Annotated in this window: 17 protein-coding genes; 1 reads left to right on the top strand and 16 read right to left on the bottom strand. The window is 53.5% G+C overall.

The genetic code is table 11. The features are described from left to right. Positions 1–62 precede the first annotated feature (62 nt). The 15 genes from I4V53_RS07620 to ispD form a co-directional block, all read right to left on the bottom strand. Positions 63–323, bottom strand: a complete 261-nt coding sequence (locus tag I4V53_RS07620) for an RNA-binding S4 domain-containing protein (RefSeq protein WP_195985089.1) — start codon at positions 321–323, stop codon at positions 63–65. Positions 324–416: 93 nt separating this feature from the next. Then, on the bottom strand, positions 417–692 hold the full coding sequence (gene hbs, locus I4V53_RS07615) for a non-specific DNA-binding protein Hbs (RefSeq protein ID WP_050697761.1): 276 nt from the start codon (positions 690–692) through the stop codon (positions 417–419). A gap of 67 nt (positions 693–759) precedes the next feature. Continuing rightward, positions 760–1,554: a nucleoside triphosphate pyrophosphohydrolase gene (gene mazG, locus I4V53_RS07610; protein ID WP_195985087.1), complete on the bottom strand. Its 795-nt coding sequence runs from the start codon at positions 1,552–1,554 to the stop codon at positions 760–762. Between the two features lie 94 nt (positions 1,555–1,648). Next, the gene (locus I4V53_RS07605) at positions 1,649–3,400 is read right to left on the bottom strand and encodes a putative polysaccharide biosynthesis protein (RefSeq protein WP_195985085.1); all 1,752 of its coding nucleotides are present in this window, start codon (positions 3,398–3,400) and stop codon (positions 1,649–1,651) included. Between the two features lie 171 nt (positions 3,401–3,571). After that, on the bottom strand, positions 3,572–3,937 hold the full coding sequence (locus I4V53_RS07600) for a zinc ribbon domain-containing protein (RefSeq protein ID WP_074017449.1): 366 nt from the start codon (positions 3,935–3,937) through the stop codon (positions 3,572–3,574). A gap of 109 nt (positions 3,938–4,046) precedes the next feature. Further along, entirely contained in the window at positions 4,047–5,021 is a 975-nt protein-coding gene (locus I4V53_RS07595) for a uridine kinase family protein (protein WP_195985083.1), read from the bottom strand. Next, positions 4,993–6,516, bottom strand: a complete 1,524-nt coding sequence (gene hemZ / locus I4V53_RS07590) for a coproporphyrinogen dehydrogenase HemZ (protein ID WP_286167073.1) — start codon at positions 6,514–6,516, stop codon at positions 4,993–4,995. Before hemZ ends, I4V53_RS07595 begins: the two co-directional genes overlap by 29 nt. Positions 6,517–6,520: 4 nt before the next feature. Next, complete coding sequence (locus tag I4V53_RS07585) at positions 6,521–7,138, bottom strand: MBL fold metallo-hydrolase (RefSeq protein WP_195985081.1); 618 nt, start codon at positions 7,136–7,138, stop codon at positions 6,521–6,523. Positions 7,139–7,158: 20 nt separating this feature from the next. Next, on the bottom strand, positions 7,159–9,339 hold the full coding sequence (locus I4V53_RS07580) for a RelA/SpoT family protein (protein WP_195985079.1): 2,181 nt from the start codon (positions 9,337–9,339) through the stop codon (positions 7,159–7,161). Continuing rightward, positions 9,314–11,473: a single-stranded-DNA-specific exonuclease RecJ gene (recJ, locus tag I4V53_RS07575; protein WP_286167072.1), complete on the bottom strand. Its 2,160-nt coding sequence runs from the start codon at positions 11,471–11,473 to the stop codon at positions 9,314–9,316. Before recJ ends, I4V53_RS07580 begins: the two co-directional genes overlap by 26 nt. A gap of 149 nt (positions 11,474–11,622) precedes the next feature. Then, positions 11,623–12,903 (bottom strand): CdaR family protein, encoded by a 1,281-nt coding sequence (locus tag I4V53_RS07570; protein ID WP_195985075.1) that lies wholly within the window; start codon positions 12,901–12,903, stop codon positions 11,623–11,625. Continuing rightward, entirely contained in the window at positions 12,903–13,775 is an 873-nt protein-coding gene (gene cdaA / locus I4V53_RS07565; RefSeq protein WP_195985073.1) for a diadenylate cyclase CdaA, read from the bottom strand. The genes I4V53_RS07570 and cdaA overlap by 1 nt, the downstream gene beginning before the upstream one ends. 138 nt (positions 13,776–13,913) lie before the next feature. Beyond that, positions 13,914–15,056 carry an aminotransferase class V-fold PLP-dependent enzyme gene (locus I4V53_RS07560; protein ID WP_195985071.1) on the bottom strand — a complete coding sequence of 381 codons (1,143 nt, stop codon included), beginning with the start codon at positions 15,054–15,056 and terminating at the stop codon, positions 13,914–13,916. After that, entirely contained in the window at positions 15,053–15,283 is a 231-nt protein-coding gene (locus I4V53_RS07555) for a putative Se/S carrier-like protein (RefSeq protein WP_242846263.1), read from the bottom strand. Before I4V53_RS07555 ends, I4V53_RS07560 begins: the two co-directional genes overlap by 4 nt. Positions 15,284–15,366: 83 nt before the next feature. Beyond that, positions 15,367–16,545, bottom strand: coding sequence for a 2-C-methyl-D-erythritol 4-phosphate cytidylyltransferase (gene ispD / locus I4V53_RS07550; protein WP_195985069.1), 1,179 nt, complete (start codon positions 16,543–16,545; stop codon positions 15,367–15,369). A gap of 597 nt (positions 16,546–17,142) precedes the next feature. On the opposite strand from ispD, the gene I4V53_RS07545 reads away from it, so the two are divergent. Next, the gene (locus tag I4V53_RS07545; protein ID WP_195985067.1) at positions 17,143–17,625 is read left to right on the top strand and encodes an acyl-CoA thioesterase; all 483 of its coding nucleotides are present in this window, start codon (positions 17,143–17,145) and stop codon (positions 17,623–17,625) included. A 157-nt stretch (positions 17,626–17,782) separates the two neighbouring features. Here I4V53_RS07545 and I4V53_RS07540 read toward each other — a convergent pair whose 3' ends face one another. After that, on the bottom strand, positions 17,783–23,065 hold the full coding sequence (locus I4V53_RS07540; RefSeq protein ID WP_195985066.1) for an NPCBM/NEW2 domain-containing protein: 5,283 nt from the start codon (positions 23,063–23,065) through the stop codon (positions 17,783–17,785). Positions 23,066–23,195 lie beyond the last annotated feature (130 nt).

Here is a 23,195-nt window from a genome sequence, read left to right as displayed (position 1 = left end):
GCAACGCTGGAACAGCTCTTGTCTCATACCTATGCGGGGATCGGTTCGCTTATGCGGCGCTGTTACGCTTTAGCGGCTTCGTCGGACAGAATGCGGTACATTTCTCCCGCGTTCTCTTTTCTGACGTACTCCACCACGGTCAGCACCTCTGCTTTGACGCTGCGCGGGCCGAGCTGCAGTTCCAGGACATCTCCCTCCTTGACGTCATAGGAAGCGCGCGCCGGCTTGCCGTTGACCAGCACGCGGCCGGCGTCGCAGGCCTCGTTGGCAACGGTGCGGCGTTTAATAATGCGGGAAACCTTCAGGTATTTATCCAGTCTCATACTATTCTCCTTTTCTTCTCTCACAAAACAAAAAGGGCGCAACAGCCCGGAATGGCTCCGGATCATTGCAGCCCCAATAGTACTTGGCAAACCTTATTTCACCATGGCGTCCTTGAAAGCCTTGCCAGCCTTAAAAGCCGGAACCTTGGAAGCCGGGATGGTGATCGGGGAATTGGTACGCGGGTCGCGGCCCTGGCGCTCGCTGCGCGCGCGCACCTCAAAGGTACCAAAGCCGACAATCTGTACTTTTTCCTCATTGGCAACCGCTTCAATGATCGTATCAATAACTGCATTTACCGCGCTGTCCGCATCCTTTTTAGACATACCGGTTTTTTCCGCAACAGCGGTAATCAATTCTGTTTTGTTCATGAAGAATTAACCTCCGTTTTTTTATTATTCATCAGCTTTCTCATAGTATGATGAAAAAAGCTGAGAATTATTTCATTATTTTCGCTTCATCCCAAAGCTTGTCCAGCGATTCAATCCCGGCAGACGCCATATCCATGCCGCGTTCTTTTGCCAGCTGTTCTACTTTGGCAAAACGGGCGATGAATTTTTCGCAGGCCTCGCTCAGAGATTGCTCCGGATTGACTCCGATAAAGCGGGATACATTGACGACGGAAAACAACAGGTCGCCCAGTTCCTCGGAACAGCTTTCCTGTGCGCCGTTCTCGATCGCCTCCCGCAATTCTGCAGTCTCTTCCGCCACTTTTTCCAGCGCGCCGGAGACGTCCGGCCAGTCAAAGCCGACCTTCGCCGCCTTTTGCTGCACCTTCTGGCTGCGCATCAGGGCCGGCAGCGCCTTGCTGACGCTCTGCAGCACCTCCGTCTGGGTCTTCTGGTCCTTCGTTTTCTTTTTGATCGCGTCCCAGTTGGTCAGCACATCCTCCGTGCCGTTGACAACAACCGTGTCAAACACATGCGGATGGCGCTGCACCATTTTCTTCGCGATACCGTCCACCACATCCGCAAAGGTGAACCGGCCCGCTTCCTTCTCCAGCTCCGCATGGAATACCACCTGCAGAAGGACGTCGCCAAGCTCCTCCTGCAGAAGCGCCGGATCGTCGCCGTCAATGGCTTCCACCGCTTCGTAGGTTTCTTCAATGAAGCAATTGCGGATACTTTTATGCGTCTGCTCCCTGTCCCACGGACAGCCTCCGGGGGCGCGGAGCAGCTTCATGATCTGCAGCAGATCGTCGATGTCATAGGTTTCTTTTCTTTGAAAATCCAAGATTTTGCACCTCTGTTTCCAGCGCCAAAATACATGACGCACGCTCAGCTTCCTGAAATTTCTAATTCCCGCAAAAAATGGAACAGCTTTTATATTACCTTATCCACCCATGATTTTCAAGTATTTTCGCAATTTTTTGTCCCTTGGGCAACATCAGTATATCGTTTTTATCCAGCGCTTTCAACCACAGCATGCAAATGGTATAAATTACCACCGCGGACGCGAGAGCAAGCAGCGTCGCAATTTTGTCCTGGCCAATCAGCTGGGCCGCAAACTTTTGTACAAAATAAGCCGACGCCACACAGACGCCGCCGGATAAAAACGGCTTGACGAAAAGCGCAAACAGGTTCAGCTTGACTTTGGTTTCACGGCACAGGAAAAACAATGCAAAGATGGTGAGGAACAGGTAACAGGCAAGCGTGCCAATTCCCGCGCCCATCACGTTGATCTCCGGAATGCCCACCAGATAATAGTTCAATGCCACCTTGATGACCAATCCGACGGACAGGAGCTTGATGGGAATATCCACGCGCCCGACCGCCTGCAGCATGCTGTTGATCGGCGTGTTGGTCGCCGCGAAGATTGCGCCCAATCCCAAAAGCACCAGGATGCTTCCTGTAATGGAGTTGTATCCCAGCAGCCGTGTGATCGGCCCGGAGAGCACGGAAAGGCCCAAACCCGCCGGAATGGTGATCAGCGCCACCACGCGCAGCACGGATTCAATGCTGTATTTGATCTTTTTCGGGTCCCCCGTCGTCCAGGCCGTGGTAACGCTGGGCAGAGCGGAAACACCGAACGCCTGCGTAATTGCGGGGATCAGCATAAACAGGGTGGTAGCGTTGCCGTAGCAGCCGAACAGAAAAGTCGGCACACGGTCCGTTTGGATGACCACATCGCTGAGCAGTCCATTGTACAGGTTCAGCAGCACATCGGGATTGAGCGACATGATGTCCCGCAGGCGCCGCTGTACAAACGTGGTGTCCACCAGGCTGGAAAGGTTGACCGCCAGCGCCCCCAGCGCCACCGGAATCGCCGTACGGATCATCCGGCTGATCGTCTGCTTCATCGGGCGGGGCCGCGGAGAACCGAGCAGCATTTCCTGTGTGATACCATCCCCGTTGCGTTTATGATAGATCCAGAGGAATAAAAAACTGAACAGCGCGCCCACGGTAACGCCCAGAATCGCCCCCGCCGCCGCATAGGGCAGCGTTGCGGCCTTCGCATACTCTTCAGACGGCATTGCAGCGCCATACACGGTTCCGGAGACGGCGAATTCCTCCAGCCCCTTGCCGATGACATAATAGGCGGCGGAAAGACCCAATATCAGCTTAAAAATGGCCTCCACCACTTCAGAAAGAGCCGTTGGGTACATATTGCGCAGCCCTTCGTAATAGCCGCGGTAGATCGCCACCATACTGCTGAAAATAATTGCGGGCGCCAATACGTAGATGGCAGGAAGCGCGTTCATATCCCCGCTGTCCGTGGCATAGGCCACATAGGGCTTTGCGCCGAAAAACATCAGGCAAAACGCCAGCGCGCCCAGGGTGAGGAAAATTGGGATTGACACCTTGTGGATCTGCCGGATGTCGCGGAACCGGCCCCGCGCGTAGCTCTCTGAAACCAGCCGTGCGATAGCGATGGGAAAACCGGCTGTCGCCAGGCTGAAAATGGGATTATACAGGTTATACGCCGTGGTAAAATACCCCATACCAACCGGCGTAATGATCAAATTTAACGGAATTTTGAACAGTGCGCCAATCACCTTTACAATCGCGATTGCAACCAAAAGAATCAAAGCGCCATGCAAAAAGCTCTGTTTCGTCGTATGTCCAGCCTTTTTTCCCATTGCAACACTTCCGTTCCGTCATTTTCTTATGTAATGTTCGTTTCCGAACCGTTCGTCCTTTTGTATTATACGGCAATCTGCAGAAAAATAGACCAGCATGCGCGGACTGGACCTAAAACACGCACAGAAAAAGGAGGGGCACAGACCGTCCCCTCCTTCGCCGTTTTTTCTTTATTCCTGATCCAGCTTGTTTCCACACTTGCTGCAATAGCAGGCCTCAGCCGAATTCTCTTCCCCGCATTGCTTGCAGACAACCCTGCAGCGGAGCGAGGAAATCTGCTCGTTTACCGCGTCCAGCTGTTCATACAGCTCGTCGATCGCCGCCACACATTCGTTGACCAGCTCCGCCGAATCGTTTTCTGTCTTTTTGGCGTCGTAAATTACCCTGCCCAGCGCCTCGAACCGTTTGGAAATTTCATTATTCAAATCAGCCGCGTTGATCCTGAGCTTGGAAATATCAACCATCTGCCCCGCTTTTTTGCCAACGACATTTACTGCTGTTTTCGCGTTCACAACAACATCTTCAAAAAGTCCCATCCTCACACACTCCTTTTTGTTTTATTTGTTAAATTATAGCACCAATATTTGACGGATTCAAGCATTACGGAACGGAAACTCGTTTGTTCAAAAAGTATTTTCATTATGTTCACGATTCGCTGTACCGCCCGCCGCCGATGAACTCCCGCAGCAGGGAACTCTCCGGAACCAGCTCCTGCGGAATCGGCACAAAGCGCTCCAGCCGATCCGCCAGCTCCCACGCCAGCGCGCCGCTCACGCTTTCCTGACTGACCGCGCGAAGCAGCGGGATCGCTTCCTCCCGCATGACGCACGGCTCATAGCAATGCAGGGAATTGATCGTGACATCCGCTTCTCCGCGGTAGGGCTTGATATATTTATATTCGCCCGCCATAACGGTTTCCCACATGTCCAGCGTGCGCTCCAGAGGATTGTTGCGGAAATGATAATCCCGCAACAAACGGCGGATCAGCCGCAGCTGGTTTGCCGTCAACAGCGGCTCCCCCTGTTCATCCACCCCCTGTTTGACACTGATATACGCCTTGAGGACGCCCTCCTCCGGCAGATGCTGGCTGATCGCCGGATTGAGCGCATGAATGCCCTCAACCACAACCATCTCCCGGGGGCTCAACTGAACCCGGCGGGTAAACGGGGAAGGCATGCGTTTCTCAAAATCGAATACCGGCATGTCACACGCATCCGTCTCCATCAGATCCAGCAGGCACTGTTCCAACAGCGACACGTTCAGCGCCTCCACCGACTCATAGTCGTGCTGGCCGTTCTCCAGAAGGGGCGCCTGCCGCTCCCCTTTATAAAAATTATCGAGAGAAATCACCTGGGAACGAATGCCGCACTCCCGCAGCGCGTCGAGCAGGATATGCGCCGTGGTGGTTTTTCCGCTGCTGGAAGGCCCGGCCAGCATCATGACCTTGCAGGGCTGTTCCATGCCGGCAATTCTCTGCGCAATTGCCTGAATGTGCCTGTGAAAAGCCATTTCCGTCTGGGCGATAAACTCCGGCGCGCAGTGTGCGGCGCGGTAATTGATCCGCTCCAGTTCATTTTCTACCTGAAAATAATTATGTCCTAGATTGAGAATATTCCTCATAGATGGCCTTCACCTGCTCTTTTCTAGTAAGCATTTCCTCATATCTGCTATTATATTCATATGGGTATTTAAAGTTAAAAATCCGTTTCAGGCGATCTGAATTCGGGTCGCGGACCTTGGTGACGGCGCCTGCCCCGCATGCCAGTATCGTATGCGTTTCGTCCATGATATAGACGTTGTACAGGCTTTCTTTGCCGGGCTTTGCCCACCCGGTGTTCTCCAGATTGCCCACCATGCGGCTCTGGCGATAAAGATAGTACGGCGCGTACCCCGCGCCCAGCAGCTTTGCGTCCCCATCCTCCAGCATGCGGGCCGCAATCTCCGCATCCCGGGTGAACAGCGCGTTTTCTTCCTGATTCAACCGCGCCGAGCGCTTCAGGGCGAGGGTATGTATGGTCACGCTCTCCGGGTCCAGCTCCAGTATTTGATCCAGCGTATTCTGAAAGCTCTCAAGCGTATCCTCCGGCAGGCCGACGATCAGGTCCATATTGATGTCGTCGTAGCCGAAACGCCGCGCCAGATTAAACGCATCCAGCGTCTGGGCCGCCGTATGGCGCCGTCCGATGGTTTCCAGTACATGATCGTTCAGCGTCTGCGGATTGATGCTGATGCGCGTCACGCCGCGCGGCCGCATCGCCTGCAGCTTCTCCGCTGTGATGGTGTCAGGCCGCCCAGCTTCCACCGTAAACTCCCGGCAGGTACCCATATCGAACTGTTGCGTAATCGTATCGATCAACACCGCCAGCTGCTCCGCGGAAAGCGTAGTGGGCGTCCCTCCGCCGATATAGACCGATTCCAGCCGCAGATGCAGATCCTTTGCAATCTGCGCGGTAACCGCCAGTTCCCGGCACAACAGAGGTAAGTATTCCGGCATCAGCTTGACCGCACGCTCCACCGTGGTGGACACAAACGAGCAATACGAACAGCGCGTGGGACAAAACGGGATGGAAACATACAGGCTGAACGATTCCGGACGGGACAACGACAGAATTTTCTGTTCATTGCGCATCGTAATCAGGCTCAGCTCTGTTTTTTCCGGACTGACCAGCAGTTCTTCCTGAAAATAGCGGGACGCTTCCGCCTCTCCGGACTCGCCGCACAGCCGGCGCATCAGCTTGATGGGCCGCACGCCCGTGAGAATTCCCCATTTAGGCGTAAACCCACAGGCCTTGATAAGCAAACCATAGAGCAGAACAGCCATGCGGCGTTCCAGCTCTTTTTCCGGGGCGTCCCCCGGAACCGACTCCTCAGCGGTGGACGTATCGGCGTCCATTGAAAGCTGCACCCGGATATGGTATCCATCTGCCAATCGCTGCATTTCCGTATTCACATACAGCCCGGCCGGTTCTGACGCCTCCTCCCCGGCGAGCACTTCCATCTTATGATACGGAAAGAAAAGGCGGCACAGGTTTTCCATCTCGTAGTGAAACGGATGGCCTTTGATGCGCAGCCGCAGCGCCTGCAGTCCGGACGTTTTTTGCATTTTTTCTTCCATGATGCTACGCTCCCACAAACGGATTGTTCCTGCGCTCATACGCGAGAGTCGTTACCCCTTCATGCCCCGGGTAGATGTGATAGTCCCCTTCCAGGCTGCACAGCCTTTTCAGAGAAGACAAAATCTGCGGATAGCTTCCTGTGGGAAAATCCGTCCTGCCGGCGCTGAGTTTAAACAGGGTATCTCCCGTAAAAATGGCGTCCTCCACCTGATAGCAGCAGCTTCCGATGGTATGCCCCGGCGTATGCAGGACGTGGATAGTCAGATCGCCCAGTTGGATGCTGTCCCCCTCGGAAACGGTCCGGTCCGCGTGCAGCGGCGCAAGGGGGCGTCCGGTCAACTCAACTGAAAGGTTCAGGGAGCTGTCTGTCAGGAACAGTTCATCGTCCACATCGACAACCAGCTTGGCGCCCGTCAGCTTTTGCAGCTCCTCCACGCCGGCAATATGGTCCCAGTGGCCATGCGTGAGCAGGATCATCTGTACATCGGCTTTCTGCACCGCACGGCGCAGCTCCTCGCTCATATACCCCGGATCGATAACCGCAGAGGCTCCGGTACGGTCGTCCGTCAGCAGATAGCAGTTGGTGGGCAAGGGCCCAACGACAAATTTTGTTACAGTCATAGAAAATCTCCATTTCTTTGTCAGGCTCGTCTTACCGAGACAATGCCCTGAATCGCATTCAAACGGGTGATAATGCTCTGCAGATGGTCCCGTCCGTTGATGCTGATGGTGACGGAAATCACCGCGCTGCCGTCCTTCGTCTCCCTGGAATTGAGGGAATGGATAAACAGATGCATGTTGAACATCTGCTGCGTCACATCCGCCAGAAGGCCGGGGCGGTCCGTTGCAACGATCTCCAGCGTGGATTTAAATTCTTCCTTGACAACGCCTGTCCAGTGCGCCTGAATCCAGCGTTCCGGCTCCGGCGATTCGCTGATAACCTTCGGCACGTTGGTGCAGCTCCGCTTGTGAATTGATACGCCGAAACCGCGCGTGATAAAACCGATGATCTCATCGCCCGGCAGCGGGTTGCAGCAGCGCGAAAATTTGACCAGGCAGTTGTCCATGCCGTCCACTGTTACGCCGCCCGCCGGCTTTTTCGGCGCGGGTTTGGGCGTCTGGTTTTCCACGGTGAGCATCGGCGCCGGCTTTTTCAGCTTATTATATTCTTCTTTGACCTTCGGCAGTATCTTCCATAGCTGAATGCCGCCGTAGCCAATCGCGGCGTAGACATCGTCCGGCGTGGTGCAGTTCTGCCGCTTGCCGATGGTCTCTAAAAGGGTTTTCATCTCCTCATCGGAGAAAAATATATTGTTGCGGCGCAGTTCGCGCTCCAGTTCCGCCTTGCCTTCCACGATATTTTCTTCGCGCTTTTCTTTTTTAAACCATTGGCGGATTTTGTTGCGCGCCTCGCTTGTTTTGACAATTTTCAGCCAGTCCCTGCTGGGACCGTGGCTGCCTTCCTTTGTCGTGAGAATTTCGATAATCTCACCCGTTTTGACCTTATAATCAATCGGAACGATGCGTTTATCCACTTTTGCGCCCACCATCCGATTGCCAACCGCACTGTGGATGGCGTACGCGTAGTCGATAACCGTGGAACCGAACGGCAGGTTGATTACGTCGCCCTTCGGCGTAAAGACAAAGACCTCTTCCGGCGCAAGATCGGTCTTGATGGTGCGGACCAGATCCGTGGCGTCCTCGTTGTCCTTCTGATTTTCCAGCATCTGCCGGATCCAGGCCAGACGTTCGTCCAGCGTATCGCCCCGGTTATTGATTCCCAGCTTATACTTCCAGTGCGCGGCGATACCGTATTCCGCCGTGTGGTGCATCTCCCAGGTACGGATCTGCACTTCAAACGGGATTCCGTCCTTGCTCAGCACCGTCGTGTGCAGGGACTGGTACAGATTCGGCTTCGGCGTGGAAATATAATCCTTAAAGCGGTTTGGAATCGGGCGGAACATATCGTGCACGATTCCCAGCACATTGTAGCAGTCGTTCACGGTATCCACAATGATACGCACCGCGTAAATATCATAAATTTCATCCATGTTCTTCCCCTGGATGAACATTTTGCGGTAAATGCCGTTGATGCTTTTGACGCGCCCTTCCAGATACACATTCGGGATCAGCGGGGATACGCGCTCATGGATTCTCTTTTTGGTCTGGTCGATAAACGCTTTGCGCTCGCTGCTGCGCATGGCCAAACCGCTTTCAATCTCCTGATAAGCAATGGGATCCAGATAGCGCAGGGAAATGTCCTCCAGTTCCTCTTTGACGGCCCGGATACCGAGGCGGTGCGCAATCGGCGCATAGACCTCCATATTTTCCAGCGCCTTATCGCGCTGCTTCTGCGGCGCCATAAACTCGATGGTCCGCATATTGTGCAGGCGGTCCGCCAGCTTGATGATGATGACCCGGATATCCTCCGCCATCGCGATGAGCATCTTGCGCAGGTTTTCCGCCTGCTGTTCTTCCCGTGAGGAAAACGGGATACGTCCCAGCTTGGTGACGCCGTTTGTCAGGATCGCAATCTCCTCACCAAACATCTTTTTTATCTGGTCGAGATCCACGGGTGTGTCCTCCACCACATCGTGCAGCAGGCCTGCCGCGACGGATTCCGAATCCATTCCCAGTTCCACCAGGATACAGGCAACCGCGATCGGATGGGAAACATACGGCGCGCCGGACAGGCGCATCTGCCCCTTGTGCATGGAATCCGCAAGCTGATAGGCCTTTTCGATCAACGGCATATCATAGTCCCGCTCGCTCGCCTGAATCAATTTTAACAGATCGTCATAGGTTCTGAGATGCTCTGACATACGTCTCACCCTCCTCCTGCAGTCTTTGAAGTCCTGCCAAAATTCTGGAATCAAACAGATTCACCTTCGCCTGGACCGGCTCAACGGAAATTTCGCATTCTCCGCCAAACCGCCGCTGCCGGATCAAACCGTGTTCCTCCAGCACATCCAGCATAATAAACAGTTTGCCCAATTCCAGCGCCGGGTTATGCAGACGGCAGAGCAAAACCTCCTCCTGGCCTTCAAAGCCGTTTCCCGCGCGCAAAAACCGGTATACCGCCGCAAAGGCGTCCCGGTCCGGCATCAGAGACGCCGCCTCTGTCTGGGATAAACGCTCCCCACGCCGGCTTTTTTCATAAATCTGCCGTTCCCGCAGGACCTTGCCGCCATCCAGGCCCGCGGGCTTGCAGTCCCTCACCACAATGGACAGCGTGCTTTTGCCGTTAAACGGCTTCTCCTCCACCGTCACCGCGAGGTCCAACAAATCACCGGGCACATAGGGGAACTCCTCCAGCGTTGTACCAAAGCGCATACAGCGGATCGCATACTGCCCTTTCATCACCGTCAGGCGGAGATGCTTGCCTCCGCCAACCGGCGTTACATCCGTCAGCTTTGCCTGATAAAGTCCAAATAAGGGCGCCGGATTTCCCGTGCCGAACGGCTCCAGCAGTTTGACACAGCGGGGCAGCTCCAAATTGAGTTCCTCCGGTTCCAGCAGGCAGTCGATCCGCAGCTTCGGCAGCGGCATCAGCGGATAGCGTTCCGCTGCAAAACGGTTGATTTTTATCCGGAACGCCTCGATCTGTTCCGGCAGGAGGCTGAGCCCTGCCGCCATGGGGTGGCCGCCAAATTTGGTGAGCAGATCTGCGCAGGAGCAGACCGCGTCAAACAGGGAAAAGCCATCGATACTCCGCCCGGACCCTTTCGCCTCCCCGTTGTTTACGGCAATCAAAATACTCGGTTTTCCAAAGCGCTCCACGATGCGGGACGCCACAATGCCGATGACACCGGCGTGCCAGTCCTCCCCCGCAATGACCAGCACCCGATCCTGCAACAGCTCCGGGCGTTCCTGCAGGGCAGACACCGCCCGTTCAAAAATTTCACTTTCGATTTCGCGGCGATAGGTATTGTTGTCACAGATGTCAAGGGCAAGCTGCCCCGCTTCGTCGGGATCTTCGGAGAGCAGCAGACGCACCGCTCGTTCCGGCGCTCCCATGCGCCCCGTCGCATTGATCCGGGGAACAACGCCGAAGGTGACATTCCCCGCGTTGAGCTTGCGGTTATCCAGCCCGGCATTCTCCAGCAACGCCTGCAATCCGAGCCGGTCTGTACGCGAAAGAAGCGGAAGCCCAGCTTTGACAAGCGTGCGGTTTTCCCCTGTCAGCGGGACAATATCGCCAATGGTACCGATCGCGGCAAGGTCTGCGTAGTTTTCCAAAAGCCCCGTCACATCACACCCGGGTCCTTCCATTGCCATAATCAATTTAAACGCCACACCGACGCCGGAAAACTCCTTGAAGGCGCTGGGGCAATCCTGGCGGTGCGGATCAACGACGGCAACAGCGGCGGGAAGGCTTTCCCTGGGCTGATGGTGGTCGGTGACCACAACATCCATACCGAGCTGATTGGCATAATCCACCTCTTCTATGGAAGAAACCCCGTTGTCCACCGTCACAATCAATTGGACGCCCTGTTCCCGCAATGCGGCGATCGCCTCCAGGTTTAACCCGTAGCCCTCGTTTTCCCGGTCTGGAATGTAATATAATACATCCGCGCCGCAGGATTCCAGGTAGGAATACAGCATGGCGGTAGAGGTTACGCCATCCGCGTCATAATCGCCGTACACCGCGATTTTCTCAAACGCATCCACGGCACGCCAAAGGCGATCCACCGCTTTTTCCATATCAGCCATTTCCATTGGGTCGGCAAAAACAGCCTCCGCGTTGAACGTCTTTTCAATTTGCTCCGGGTCTGTCAGGCCTCTCGCCTGCATCAGGACTCCCATGACCGCAGGCACCTGATACCGACAGGCAAGCGCCTCCGCGCCCGACCGGTCACAGGGTAAAACATTCCACTTTTTCATCTTCCAAATCCGCTCCGTTAGTTTGTTTGGAAACACGCCAGCGACGCCGTGTTTTCCAATCTCTTTTTTCAAAAAGGAGGAAATCCTCCGATATATTGCCATTATTAAGTTTTAATTGTACCATTTTAGCCGTTGTGATTCAATAATACGCCCATAAAAATTCACCCTCGTAAACTCCCAACAAAAAAACAGCACGGCAGACGCCGTGCTGTTTGCCTGTGCTATTCAGTTTTTTCCCGGATTCCAACATTCGCCATGTAGTTGCCGTAAGCCCAACAGTTGGGGCCGCCGGTGATACTGATGGTAACCGCCATTTCCGTCTGGCCGGTAAACTCCTCTTTACCCGTCATATCGATTTGCGCAAACAGGTTATTTTCCGTGAGAGTTTCCAGCTCGCCCGGCGGGCCGACCACCGTTACACTGAGATTTTTGGTATAGACCTCCGCTTCACTGCCAGCGCTCAGGTTTTTAAACGTAATTGTCTCCGGATTGAGCGCCATCGTGCGGGTTGTATAGGAACCCAAATCCACAGTAACCTTTGCTGTATAGATATTACTGACGTTCTTAAAACCGGTTGGCAGACTGACGTCCACGTCAAACTCATTGTTTGTCGGGCTGATGGTGGAAAAGTCGATGGTCGGGAGATTAATTTCGGAAATATTTGCAAACGCATCCTCCGGCCCCGCCACTTCGATCTCCTCCGGCTCAATGGAAACGCGGCTCAGCAGGTTCATCATCCCATACGGCTTATTGGTAAAGTCCACTTTCAAAGGAAGGACCCTTCTCGACAGCACGTTGCAGGTGACGTCTACGCTCTCCATACTGAGAGAAATGCGGTCGTTTTTAATCTCATTGCCATCCGCGTCCAGCATGACCAGCCGGGACGTAAAATGTTTTGTTTCCGTCAGCGGCGTTTTATCCTGTTCATAGGGCACCATAACTTTGGCCACTTTATCCACCACCTGCTTGGGACCGGAAACCGTCACGCTGTCGCTGGACAATGTGGGGGAATTCAGATAATAGCGCGGGTCCACCGGCGGCGTAATCTTGCTGGTGTCAATATTAAACACCTTTTCACTGTAATAATCCACCGTCACCAATACCGAAGAAGGTTCAATGGAAACCACTTCGTAGTTGGTCAGGTTGGAGAGCTTCTTTTCCGTCAGCTCCAGCTTATAATCGCTGACTGGTCCGGTCAGTGACGAGGCCTGCTTTGCTTCCACCTGCAAGTCGGTATTTTTGACCTGATTGACTGTCAAGCTGTTGCCCTTGATGGAAACCTTGACCTTTGCATCGGTCGGACTGAACACTTTTAACCCTGACTGCTGCGCGGAATCGGACAATCGTATTACCACGGGTACCTCTGTGACGGTCCGCGGAATATCCTCCGTATTGCGCAATGCCAAAACCGCCCACAATCCCAAAGCAATCAGGACAGAAAAAACCAGGACAAACTTATTGTTATAAAAGAGCGCGCCCAAACTAAATTTCTTGTGATCCATTATTTTTTCGCCCTCCTAATCGAAGGGATTCGACTCTGTTTCTTTTCCCCTGCATTATCCGGCAGAATCAACGCCTCCAATGCGCTTTTCAAGGTTTCCCGGGTGTAGTTTCGCGTCAGTACGCCGTTGACGGCAATTGAAATCTGACCTGTCTCTTCAGAAACAACCATGACTACAGCGTCGGAGTTTTCGCTCATGCCGATTGCGGCACGGTGACGGGTTCCCAGCTCAATACTGACGTTATCGCTTTTTGTCAGCGGAAGAATACATCCCGCTGCGTAAATCACGCCGTCCCGGATGACCATCGCACCGTCGTGCAGGGGCGCTTTATTAAAAAAGATATTTCCAATCATGGGAACGGTCGGTTCAGCATTTACAATCGTACCTGTATCAATGATATCGCCCAGCTTCGTCTGCATTTCAAAGACGATCAGCGCGCCGGTTTTGGTCTTCTGAAAGTTTGCGGCGGCGTCCACCACCGCATTCAGACATTTACGTTTTTGCTGCTGCAATTTTTCAACTTCTTCGGAAGAGAACTGGAACCAGTTCTGATTACTGATCTTGCTCCGGCCAATCTGCTCCAGCGCACGCCGAACCTCCGGCTGAAAGATGACCAGAAGAGCAATGATGGTAAAATTGAAGAAATAATCCAGCAGCGTTTTCATCATATTCAATTGCAGAACGACCGAAGCCGCATAGACCAGCATTAAAATGATGATACCCTTGACAAGCTGTTCCGCGCGTGTCTCACGGACCAGTTTAATTCCGTTATAAATAATAAATGAGACCAGCAATACATCCAGTGCATCCGCCAACCGAAAGGTGTTGGCCAAAGCCAGGAACGTATCCCACAGTCCTGAAACAAACCCCATATCCATAAGCACCCACTATCTCCATATTTTTACATCTTCGCCTCATTCACACCTTGTGCTTTATTGAAAAGCCTTTCCAGACTAAAAATATCCAACATAATTTTATCACATCTTATGAAATATGCAAATGCTTTTCCCTTATTTTCTATTTATTTTCATAATTGCATTTGAAAATGCCCGCATTTCGTTTGGTGTGCTGAAAGCCGATGGGCAAACACGCACCGCACCCTGCTCCAAAGTTCCCATGAATTCGTGCGCTTTGGGCGCGCAATGCAGTCCTGCACGTACTGCAATTCCCATATCTCCCAATTTTTTCGCTACAATTTCGCTGTCCTCTCCCTCCAGGTTGAAAGAGAGCACTGGCGCAAAGCAGGGTTCCACCGGCTCCGGCGTATAGAGCTGAACGCCCTTCATGCGCGATAAATCCCGATGCAGCATCTGTACCAGAGACATCTCATGGGCATAAATTCGCGCCGGCGTCTTGCTTTTCACAAATTCCACACCGGCGCGCAGACCGGCAATTCCCGGCACGTTGACTGTCCCGCTTTCCATCCGGTCCGGCATGGTATCCGGCTGGTCCAGAGAAATTGACGAGGTTCCCGTACCGCCCTCAACCAGGGTATCCAGCCCGGAACCGTTGGGCGTAACCAAAACGCCCATCCCCATAGGCGCATACAGACCTTTGTGCGCTGCCACACACAAATAATCAAAGCCGTTATCCTGCATATTGACCGGCAGGACACCCGCACTCTGCGCACAGTCAATGGCAATCGGAACACCGTACTCATGGCCCAGCGCGGCCAACCGTTCAATTGGCAGACGGATTCCCCACACATTGGAAACATGCGTGCAGACAATCAGTTTGGTATCTGCGCGCAACGCTTTGCGGAAGGCGTCGACCGTCGCGTCGTTATCCCCCGGAACCACCTGCGCCATGGTATACGTAATACCTTTTTTCTGCAACGCCTGCAGCGGCCGCATCACCGCGTTGTGCTCCAGACAGGACGTCACTACATGATCGCCCGGCTTTAATAGTCCCTTTAACACAATATTCATCGCATGCGTACAATTTAATGTGAACGCAATGCATTCCGGTCCCGGCGCCTGGAAGAAGTCCGCGACGGCGGACCGGCAGCGGTAAATTTCCTCCGCTGCCGCCATGGACATCGCGTGGCCCGCCCTGCCGGGATTCGCCCCATAGTATTTTAACGAGTAATTGACCGCCTGCAGTACCTGCGGCGGCTTTGGATAAGTGGTCGCGGCATTGTCGAGATAGATCATATCGCGCCCTCTCTTTCCACTCTGCCGTTCACATGAATGCCCGACTGAATTAAAATCTGCTCTGCCTCGTCCGTACGGTTGGGAACATATATGCTGTAACCGCATCCAACACTCCCCGTATTGTGCGGCATTCTCTCCACATACGATTTGATTCCATGCTGGAAAAGAATATCCCGGCCCTTCATCGCATACGTGATCGAGCTTACCAAAATCATAGGCTTGCCCACAAGTATCACCTCTCTGTTTTTTATAACAGAGTATGCCGAAAACAAGCCCTTTGACTATTTCCCGGGAAAGAACGATTGCTCTTTTAGCTTTCCTGAACCAAACAGACCGCGTGCGCGGCAATTCCTTTTTTCTCTCCCGTAAAGCCGAGCCCTTCCTCAGTGGTCGCTTTCACACTGACACGCTCCGGCGCCAACCCGCAGGCTCCGGCAATCCTACAGCGCATGTCAGAAATATACGGCTTTAGCTTGGGTTCCTGCGCCAGGACCGTCGCATCGATGTTGCAGATGGAAAAACCACGCTCCGTCAAAAGCGCGCAGACCTGTTTCATCAAAGACAGGCTGTCCGCACCCTTATACGCCGGATCTGTATCCGGGAACCATTTTCCTATATCTCCCAGCGCTGCCGCGCCAAGCAGAGCGTCCATCATTGCATGTGACAAAACGTCCGCATCAGAATGCCCCAAAAGCCCCTTTTCGTAAGGGATTTCAACGCCGCCAAGAATCAATTTGCGATCTTCCGCAAAACGATGCACATCATATCCATGGCCTATCCGCATACAGTTTCCGCCTCTCTTTTGTAATATTGACTCTGCCGCTGCAATATCTTCTCGCGTGGTCAGTTTTAAATTGGTATATCCGCCCGTCAGGAGATGCACCTTCACGTTCATATGCTCCACAAGCTGGCAGTCATCCGTATAGTCCGCGTCTTCTTTTTCCGCCTGTTCCATCGCCCGCCGGTAAAGATCCAAGCGAAAAACCTGCGGCGTCTGTACGGCGCGCAGCAGCTCTCTGGGAGGGGTTTCCTGAACAAAGCCCGTGGTATCCTGGCGCTTGATAGTATCCTTAACCGGTGCGCAAAGCGCGCTGGCTCCATGTGTATAGGCATCCCGCACTGTAGCGTCTATTTCCTCCGGCAAAATTAACGGACGCGCGCCGTCGTGGACGGCAATATATGCGGCATCAGCGGGCACTTCCGCCAGTCCGGCGGCAACCGATTGCTGCCTGGTTGCGCCTCCCGGAATAATTGCCCTTCGTTTTTTCATGCCGCATTGTTTTGCAATCCGTTCCATTTCACAAATGTCTTCTTTACGGCAGACTATAACCAGATCGGAAACTGACTCCGCCTGTTCAAACGCGTGCAACGTATAAGAAATTGCAGGCCTGCCGCACAGCGGAAGAAACTGCTTGGAACATGCCGTCCCCATTCGGCTGGAGCTTCCTGCGGCCACCAGGATCGCACAGCACTTTGGCGTATTCTGCATTTTGCCGCCTCCCTCTTATAGCATAGAAATTATTATAAACACTATTTTTAACGGAAGCAATTACAATCCTGTTACCTCTTCCGATCATTCTGGAACGCTTTTTCCCTCTTCCATCAGTTTTCACAAGGTATCTTTACAGAAATGTGCATTTTAGGCTATAATAACCTCACGCCGTAAGCGAAAGCAGAGCTTCCGACGGCTGAGAGAACATTGAATCATACCGGCTGGATTATAAAAACAGCTTTAACCCTGAAAGACGCTGCATCATAAATCGGGTATGATTGAGTAACCTCACGCCGTTAGCGGAGACAGAGCTTCCGACGGCTGAGAGAACATTGAATCATACCGGCTGGATTATAAAAACAACTCTAACCCCAAAAGACGCTGTATCATAAATCGGGTATGATTGAGTAACCTCACGCCGTAAGCGGAAGCAGAGCTTCCGACGGCTGAGAGAACATTGAATCATACTGGCTGGATTATAAAAACTACCTCAGATTAAAAAGAAATTTTCTTCTGGTTGGGTATGCTATAATAAATTTAAATTGATGTTACAGATTTGTATATTTAAACTTTTTATGAAGGATCTGATGATACATGCACACACAAGTCGCCGCCAAACGCGTGGCCGATTCCGAGGTAGAACAGTTTCAGACCATTATGCCAAACCATTTGAACGGCGCCGGTCGTGTATTTGGCGGACAATTAGCGGCTTGGATTGATATTGTGGGGGGAATTGTTGCTACCAGACATGCAAATCATAATGTGACCACCGCCGCAATTGATAATTTGCAGTTTAAAGAAGCTGTTTATGAAAATAGCATTGTCGTTCTCCACGGCAAAATGACCTATGTGGGCAAAACCTCTATGGAGGTACGTGTCGACAGCTTCGTTGAGGATTTATCCGGAGAACGTAAACTGGTCAACACCGCCTATCTGGTGGAGGTTGCTTTGGATGACGATGGCAATCCGGTCCAAGTGCCCGGATTGATCTGCGAAACTTTTCAGGAACGTGCCGAATGGGATGCCGGAGAACGCCGCAGGGAACTCCGCAAACAGCGGCGCAGAGAAGCATTCTGAATGCACACAATATTAAAGCAAAGGGCCTCGGGATACATATCCCGAGGCCCTTTGCTTTATATGCCAGCTCATATTTTAGCCGACGATTACCACACAATGCTGCTGTGCCGCTTCATTGGGGACCTCCGGTCGGGACGCGCTTACAGCGAAGACCATTTTATGCAATTGTGATAACACAATGCTTTTGCGGCTCCTCATTGGACATAGTCGTATACACGCCGGTGCTTTGGCCCGGTGTGCCGATGGCCCAGACTCTGTAATAGCAGTCGTTGCCGGTCTTCGCCACAAACTGGGTCTTCAGTACATTGCCGTTGCCCACGGTGAAGTTCGGGGCCGTATTGCTTCCGTTGACAACCGTCATCTTGAAGCAGTAGGCACTGCCTCTCTTCAAAGTGAAGTTTGCTGTGGTGTCGGAACAGATGGACTTCTGGCCCATCACGTTCTGCGCCGCGCTGATGACCGGGTTGGTCACGGCGACTGCCGTTCCCGCACCGGAAACGTTGCCAGCCGGCTTTTTGCTGCCGGAACTGCCGCCGGAGGGTTTATTGGATGGTTTGTTGTCGGGTTTCTCAGGCTCCTCCGGCTTGTCTGCCGGAACCAGGCCCGCGCGGGCCTTCTCCACCGTTGCGCAGACTGCCGTGATTTCCTCCTGCGTGGCGTTCTCGTCTTCGTAGACGTTTAGTGCGGTATTCAGCGCCGCGCGCAGGATCGCATAGCTCGCCTCGGTGTAGTCCGCCGGGTTGAGCGCTTCGGACTCGTCGATCAGGGCTTTCAGCACTTCCTTGTCCGGGATCATACGCAGATTCATCATCGCCTCGTACAGAGCGTCCGCCATCTCGTCCACCTGCTTCTGGGTCGCGTTCGCGTCTTCCAGAAGGGCTTCCGCCTGCGGGAGAATCTCATTGAACTTGTCTTTCTCCGGGCCGTCCAGATACTTGTCGATTTCAATCTCCTGTGCCTGCTTTACAAAGGCTTCCAGCGTTTCCGTGTTTGCCTTGAACTCCAGGCGCAGAATCGCTTCGTGCAGGTTCTTTGCCGCCTTCTCGACTTCCGCCTTCAGTGTTTCGCCCTCGTCGTTGTAGACTTCCTGTGCATAGGCGAGCGCTTCCGTGTAGCCCTCCTGGCTGGCCGGAGTAAAGTTGTCCAGATCCAGCTCCGCCGCGTAGTCGAGCCAGTATTTCAGCTCGTCCTTGGTGCCTTCCTCGAAGGAGAGGTAATGCATCGCGTCGAGCAGTTCTTTCCAGGCTTCGTTCACTTCGTCCTGGGTCGCCTTATCGCTTTCAAAGACCTTCTGGGCGTTGTCGCGCGCCGCGAGGAACTTCGTGCGGACGGATTCAACCAGTTTGTCGAGCTGCTCGTCGGTCACTTCGTTTGCCTTCTCCAGCAGAGTTTCAAGAATATCCTTGTTCACGCTGGTGAAGGTGAAGCGCAGAACGGTTTTGTCGTTCGGCATGGTATAGGTGTAGGTAAAGCCGTCGGCTTCAAACGGGATATCCTCGCCGTTCAGCTTTGCGCTCGCAAACGGGCCGTTCGCCGGGGTGAAGGTGAAGGTCATCTTCGTGCCCGGAACCACCTTCGCGCCGTAGATGCCGTTGCCGTCGATCAGCACGTCCGCTTCGCCGGCGATTTCCACATCCGCCTGGCTCGGGTTCCACTGCACGTTCAGCAGCTGCGGGTCTGCTTTGATCTCCTCATAGGTAAGGAGTTTTGCGTCCGCCCAGTTCGCATGGTCTGCGGCATTGGAATCCACTCGGTCGATTTCAAGACGCAGCTTGTTGACGCCGCGGATGTCCAGATCGATAAACTTGGCCGGTGTGCGATATTGCATCACGCCGCTGTCAAAGCGCGCAGTCGGCTCATTGTCCGCAAAGACGCGGAACCGCACAGTGGAACGGGGATCGTTTTTGCGATAGCTGATGCCAACCCAGCTTTGGAAACGATCGTAGCCTTTCCCTCCCAAATCGTAGACAATGTAGCCGGTTTCATTTGCCGGCGCATGGGTTCCAAGACCTTTTTCAAAAAGCATTTCACTTTTGCCATCAGCGGCGGTAACCGCCATCGGGTTATTTTCATAAGAAATATCCTTGTAAACTTTGCCGCCATGCACCACCGCGGACTCATAGTCAAGGTCACTTACATAATCCGCCAAAGCCATATTGCAAAAATTCACTTTATATACCAGTGTTTCGGTGGACGTCTGGACGTGAATTTCCGTTGTGCCGGGCACCTTCTGCGCCGGGAACACCTCGAAGGTAATCGGCATACCATCCAGCACCTCCGCTGTGACCTCCGGAACCTCTGTTTGTCCCTCGGCAAGCGGCACAAAATATTCATACCGGGAAGATTTGAACTCTGGCAGCTCAGTTCCATTCACGGAGATAGCCGCCAGTCCCGGAACGCCCAACTGTACAAACTTTGCATCCGCCCAGTTGGAGTGGTCGCCCGAATTGGCGCCGTTGGTATCCGCCTGCAGGCGCAGCTCTTTTACGCCCGCAACCGGAACACTGATCGGCATGGACGTCACCGCTGCTCCATAGCCAACCGCCGGCGTCTCGTACAGTAATCTTCCGTCGCCGTATACGCGGAAAATGACATTGCCCATCTTCTCATCCAGTTTTGCCGCGCTGACACCGACGGTAGCCTCAAAGACCTCAAAGCCCATACCTTCGATGTTGTAATAGATTTCTGACTGTGCGTGGGTTCCGACGCCATGCGCAAACGGAACGTCCGCTCCGTTGATACGCAGAACGATCGAACCGCTGTATGCTTTATTTTTTGCAATAAAGTTGTTGTGAGCGGACGATTTTGACAGCCAATCAAGACTGTCCAGATAGGTGGAGGACATGACCTCCAGCCCATTCCGCTTGACCAGCTCCTGAATGGCTTTTTTAATCTGCTCCGCCGCATGATCGATCTCTTCCTGGGATACCTGCTGTTCCTCCAACAGGCGTTCTCCCTCCTGCAGTGCATCCTTTAAAACCTTCCAGCTCTCGCTGGTATAATGTGCTTCCGTCAGCACACCGGCGCTGCTGACCGCATCGGTCAGCGCCTGCTTGGAACGAAGGCCCTCTTTTGCCTGCTGCAAAGCAGCTGTTGCCTGCTGATACTGCTCTGCCGGTACATCCTCTGCTGCGTTTAACAGCGCTTCCGCCTTTTGAATTGCCTGCGTCAGGACCGCCCAGGTATCGGAAGTATAGTCGCCTTCATTCAGACCCTGCAACTGCCGGAGCACAGACTCCATGCGCTCACGGTCTACATTGTAAGCGGGCAGCGTTTTCAGATCTTCTTCCGTCGCCGGAGTCAGCTTTACCGCGTAGCCGAAGCCGTATTTCAGGTCGCGCTCCAGAACCGATTTGCTGGAAACAATATACTTGTTGTTCTCCAGCGTTTGCTTTCTCTTTGCGTCACTGTTCCAGCCGGCATATGCATCCGCGTCTGCACCGTCTGCGTAGACATCCGCCACATAGGAGACGCCCTCATCCAGGAAGGTCAGCGGCACCTGCAGCGTGCGCTCGATCGCAGAGAGGCTGCCGACATACCAGTCTTTACTTTTGCTCTGCCGCGCATAGGTCGCGTACTCGTACATCTTGCCTTCCAGGTACAGACTCTTATCCCAGGTTGTGGGCATATTCTTCCAAAAGTCCATTTTGTCCTTATCCTGCTCCGGCACACTGTTCGGATTGGTGTACCAGTACAGGACGTTCATGCCGGTGCGGAACATCAGCGGGGACGCCAACGCGTACGCCTTTGTCGCCTTGCCGGGCCAGCAATAGGTGTGATCGGCCGGCCCCTGAATCGTACGGGTAAACAGCGTCGCAATATCCTGCGGCACCTGCGGGTCCGTCTTGCCGATTCCCTCATCGCCCAGAATGCCTTCCGTGCAGAACAGATTCGGGAATGTGCGCTGCAAACCGGTCGGAACATATTCATCGTGAACGGTCATAATCAACTTGTGCCGTGCGGCAGCCGCCACGACTTCCTGCATATAGTTTTCAAATTCCTGCGCGCGCACATGGACGAAACCGGGCTTCACACCCTTGACGCCCCATTTTTCAAAATAGGTAAAGATTTCTTCCGCCCCGTAACGGTTTCTGCCGCTGGAGTCGGGCAGATAAACGCCATTGACATACAGGATGATGCCGACACCGTTGGTATTTGCGTAGTCGCAGATCGCCGGGATATCCACGTCTGTCTGGAAGGTGCCGGGCGTACCCAGATCCTTATAAACGTCGAAACCCTTGCCGCGCGTGTTGAATACGCCTTCTCCGGTGTTGTGATAGCCGCCGGTCGTGCTGAAATACTGATCCATCAAAATCTTATCGCTCGGATACTTGTCCGGCTCTAAAGCAGCCGGATCAAGACGCGGGTCGCAGTTGACGTCGAATTCCGGTCCGTACCAACCGGTATCCAGCAGCACATATTTCATCCCGCGGTCCGCCGCCTGATCGACAATACTTTTAATTGCCGTGGTATTCATACCGCTCGCAGCGCGCAGGCAGGTGCCCGGGTCCACCCATTCGGAGAAACCGTAGGTCGCTTCATCCGGCGCTTCGTTCAAATTTTCCACAATTGTGCTGTTCTGTGGCAGCTCGACCTCGCTGGCGCCGATTACAAAAGTACGCCACGGCGTCGCTGCGGGGCTGTCCTCCTTCACTGTGATCTCAGGGCCTCTTGCCGGCGCACTGGATGGGCGGCTGGGCTTATAGGAAGTATACTCCGCCTTAAGCGCCCGCTGGGCAGACGTATCCTTGCGCAGAACCATCACTCCATAGTTGTCCAGGTTCGCCTCGCAGATGGTCAACGCCGCGCCGTCCGGATACTGCAGCGTCATAGGACGCTGGTATGTTTGACTTGCACTGAAGCTGCTGACGGAAATACGGTTGGGAACGGTCTGATTGCCGCTGATGTGCGCGTTTGCCGTCGCCCCCGCCGGAAAAACAAACTGTGTATGTTCGTCTGTGATCAGATAGGAATTCATGCCCTGCGGGACTTCTGGCAACAAATACCGGAACGCGACGCCGGTATCGTAAGCGCGCATCTCCAGCGTCAGGACGATTCCCTCATCATTGGTCAATTCAAAAGACTTCTGATTATAATAATCACGAATCTGTTCCTGTTCGCCCACGATAGGCTGCCAGATTTCATCCCCGGAACTCTCCTCCGTTCCGGTCAGCGTAAAGCCGCCGTCTAAATCCCCAATTGAGGTATTCAAACCCATCGCGGATTTTTCAACCAATTCTTTTCCCTGAAACTCCACATTGTAAAACGGCTGGCCATCCTCCAGCCAGAAATGTACAAGCAGATTCTCTTCCGGCGCCTGCACCTCCTGTGCATCTGCAGGCACAAAGCGCGCCGCCTCCGCCGCCGTAGCCGGGTATATGCCGAGCCCTGTCGCTATCAAAGACAGGGAAAGCAGCATTGCCAATACTCTCCTTTTCATGACGTCCTCCTAAATATAATATTACAACGGTAAGCGCTCCTTTTCACCTCCTGGTTTTAAAGACTCTGATCAATCCGATTTTATCATAGTAAACAAAATAATTTATCATATATCAGAATTTATAAAAGTT

The sequence above is a fragment of the Clostridium sp. D33t1_170424_F3 genome (genome assembly GCF_015667585.1).
Taxonomy (GTDB): domain Bacteria; phylum Bacillota; class Clostridia; order Oscillospirales; family Acutalibacteraceae; genus Anaeromassilibacillus.
This window is presented reverse-complemented; position numbering and strand designations above follow the sequence as displayed.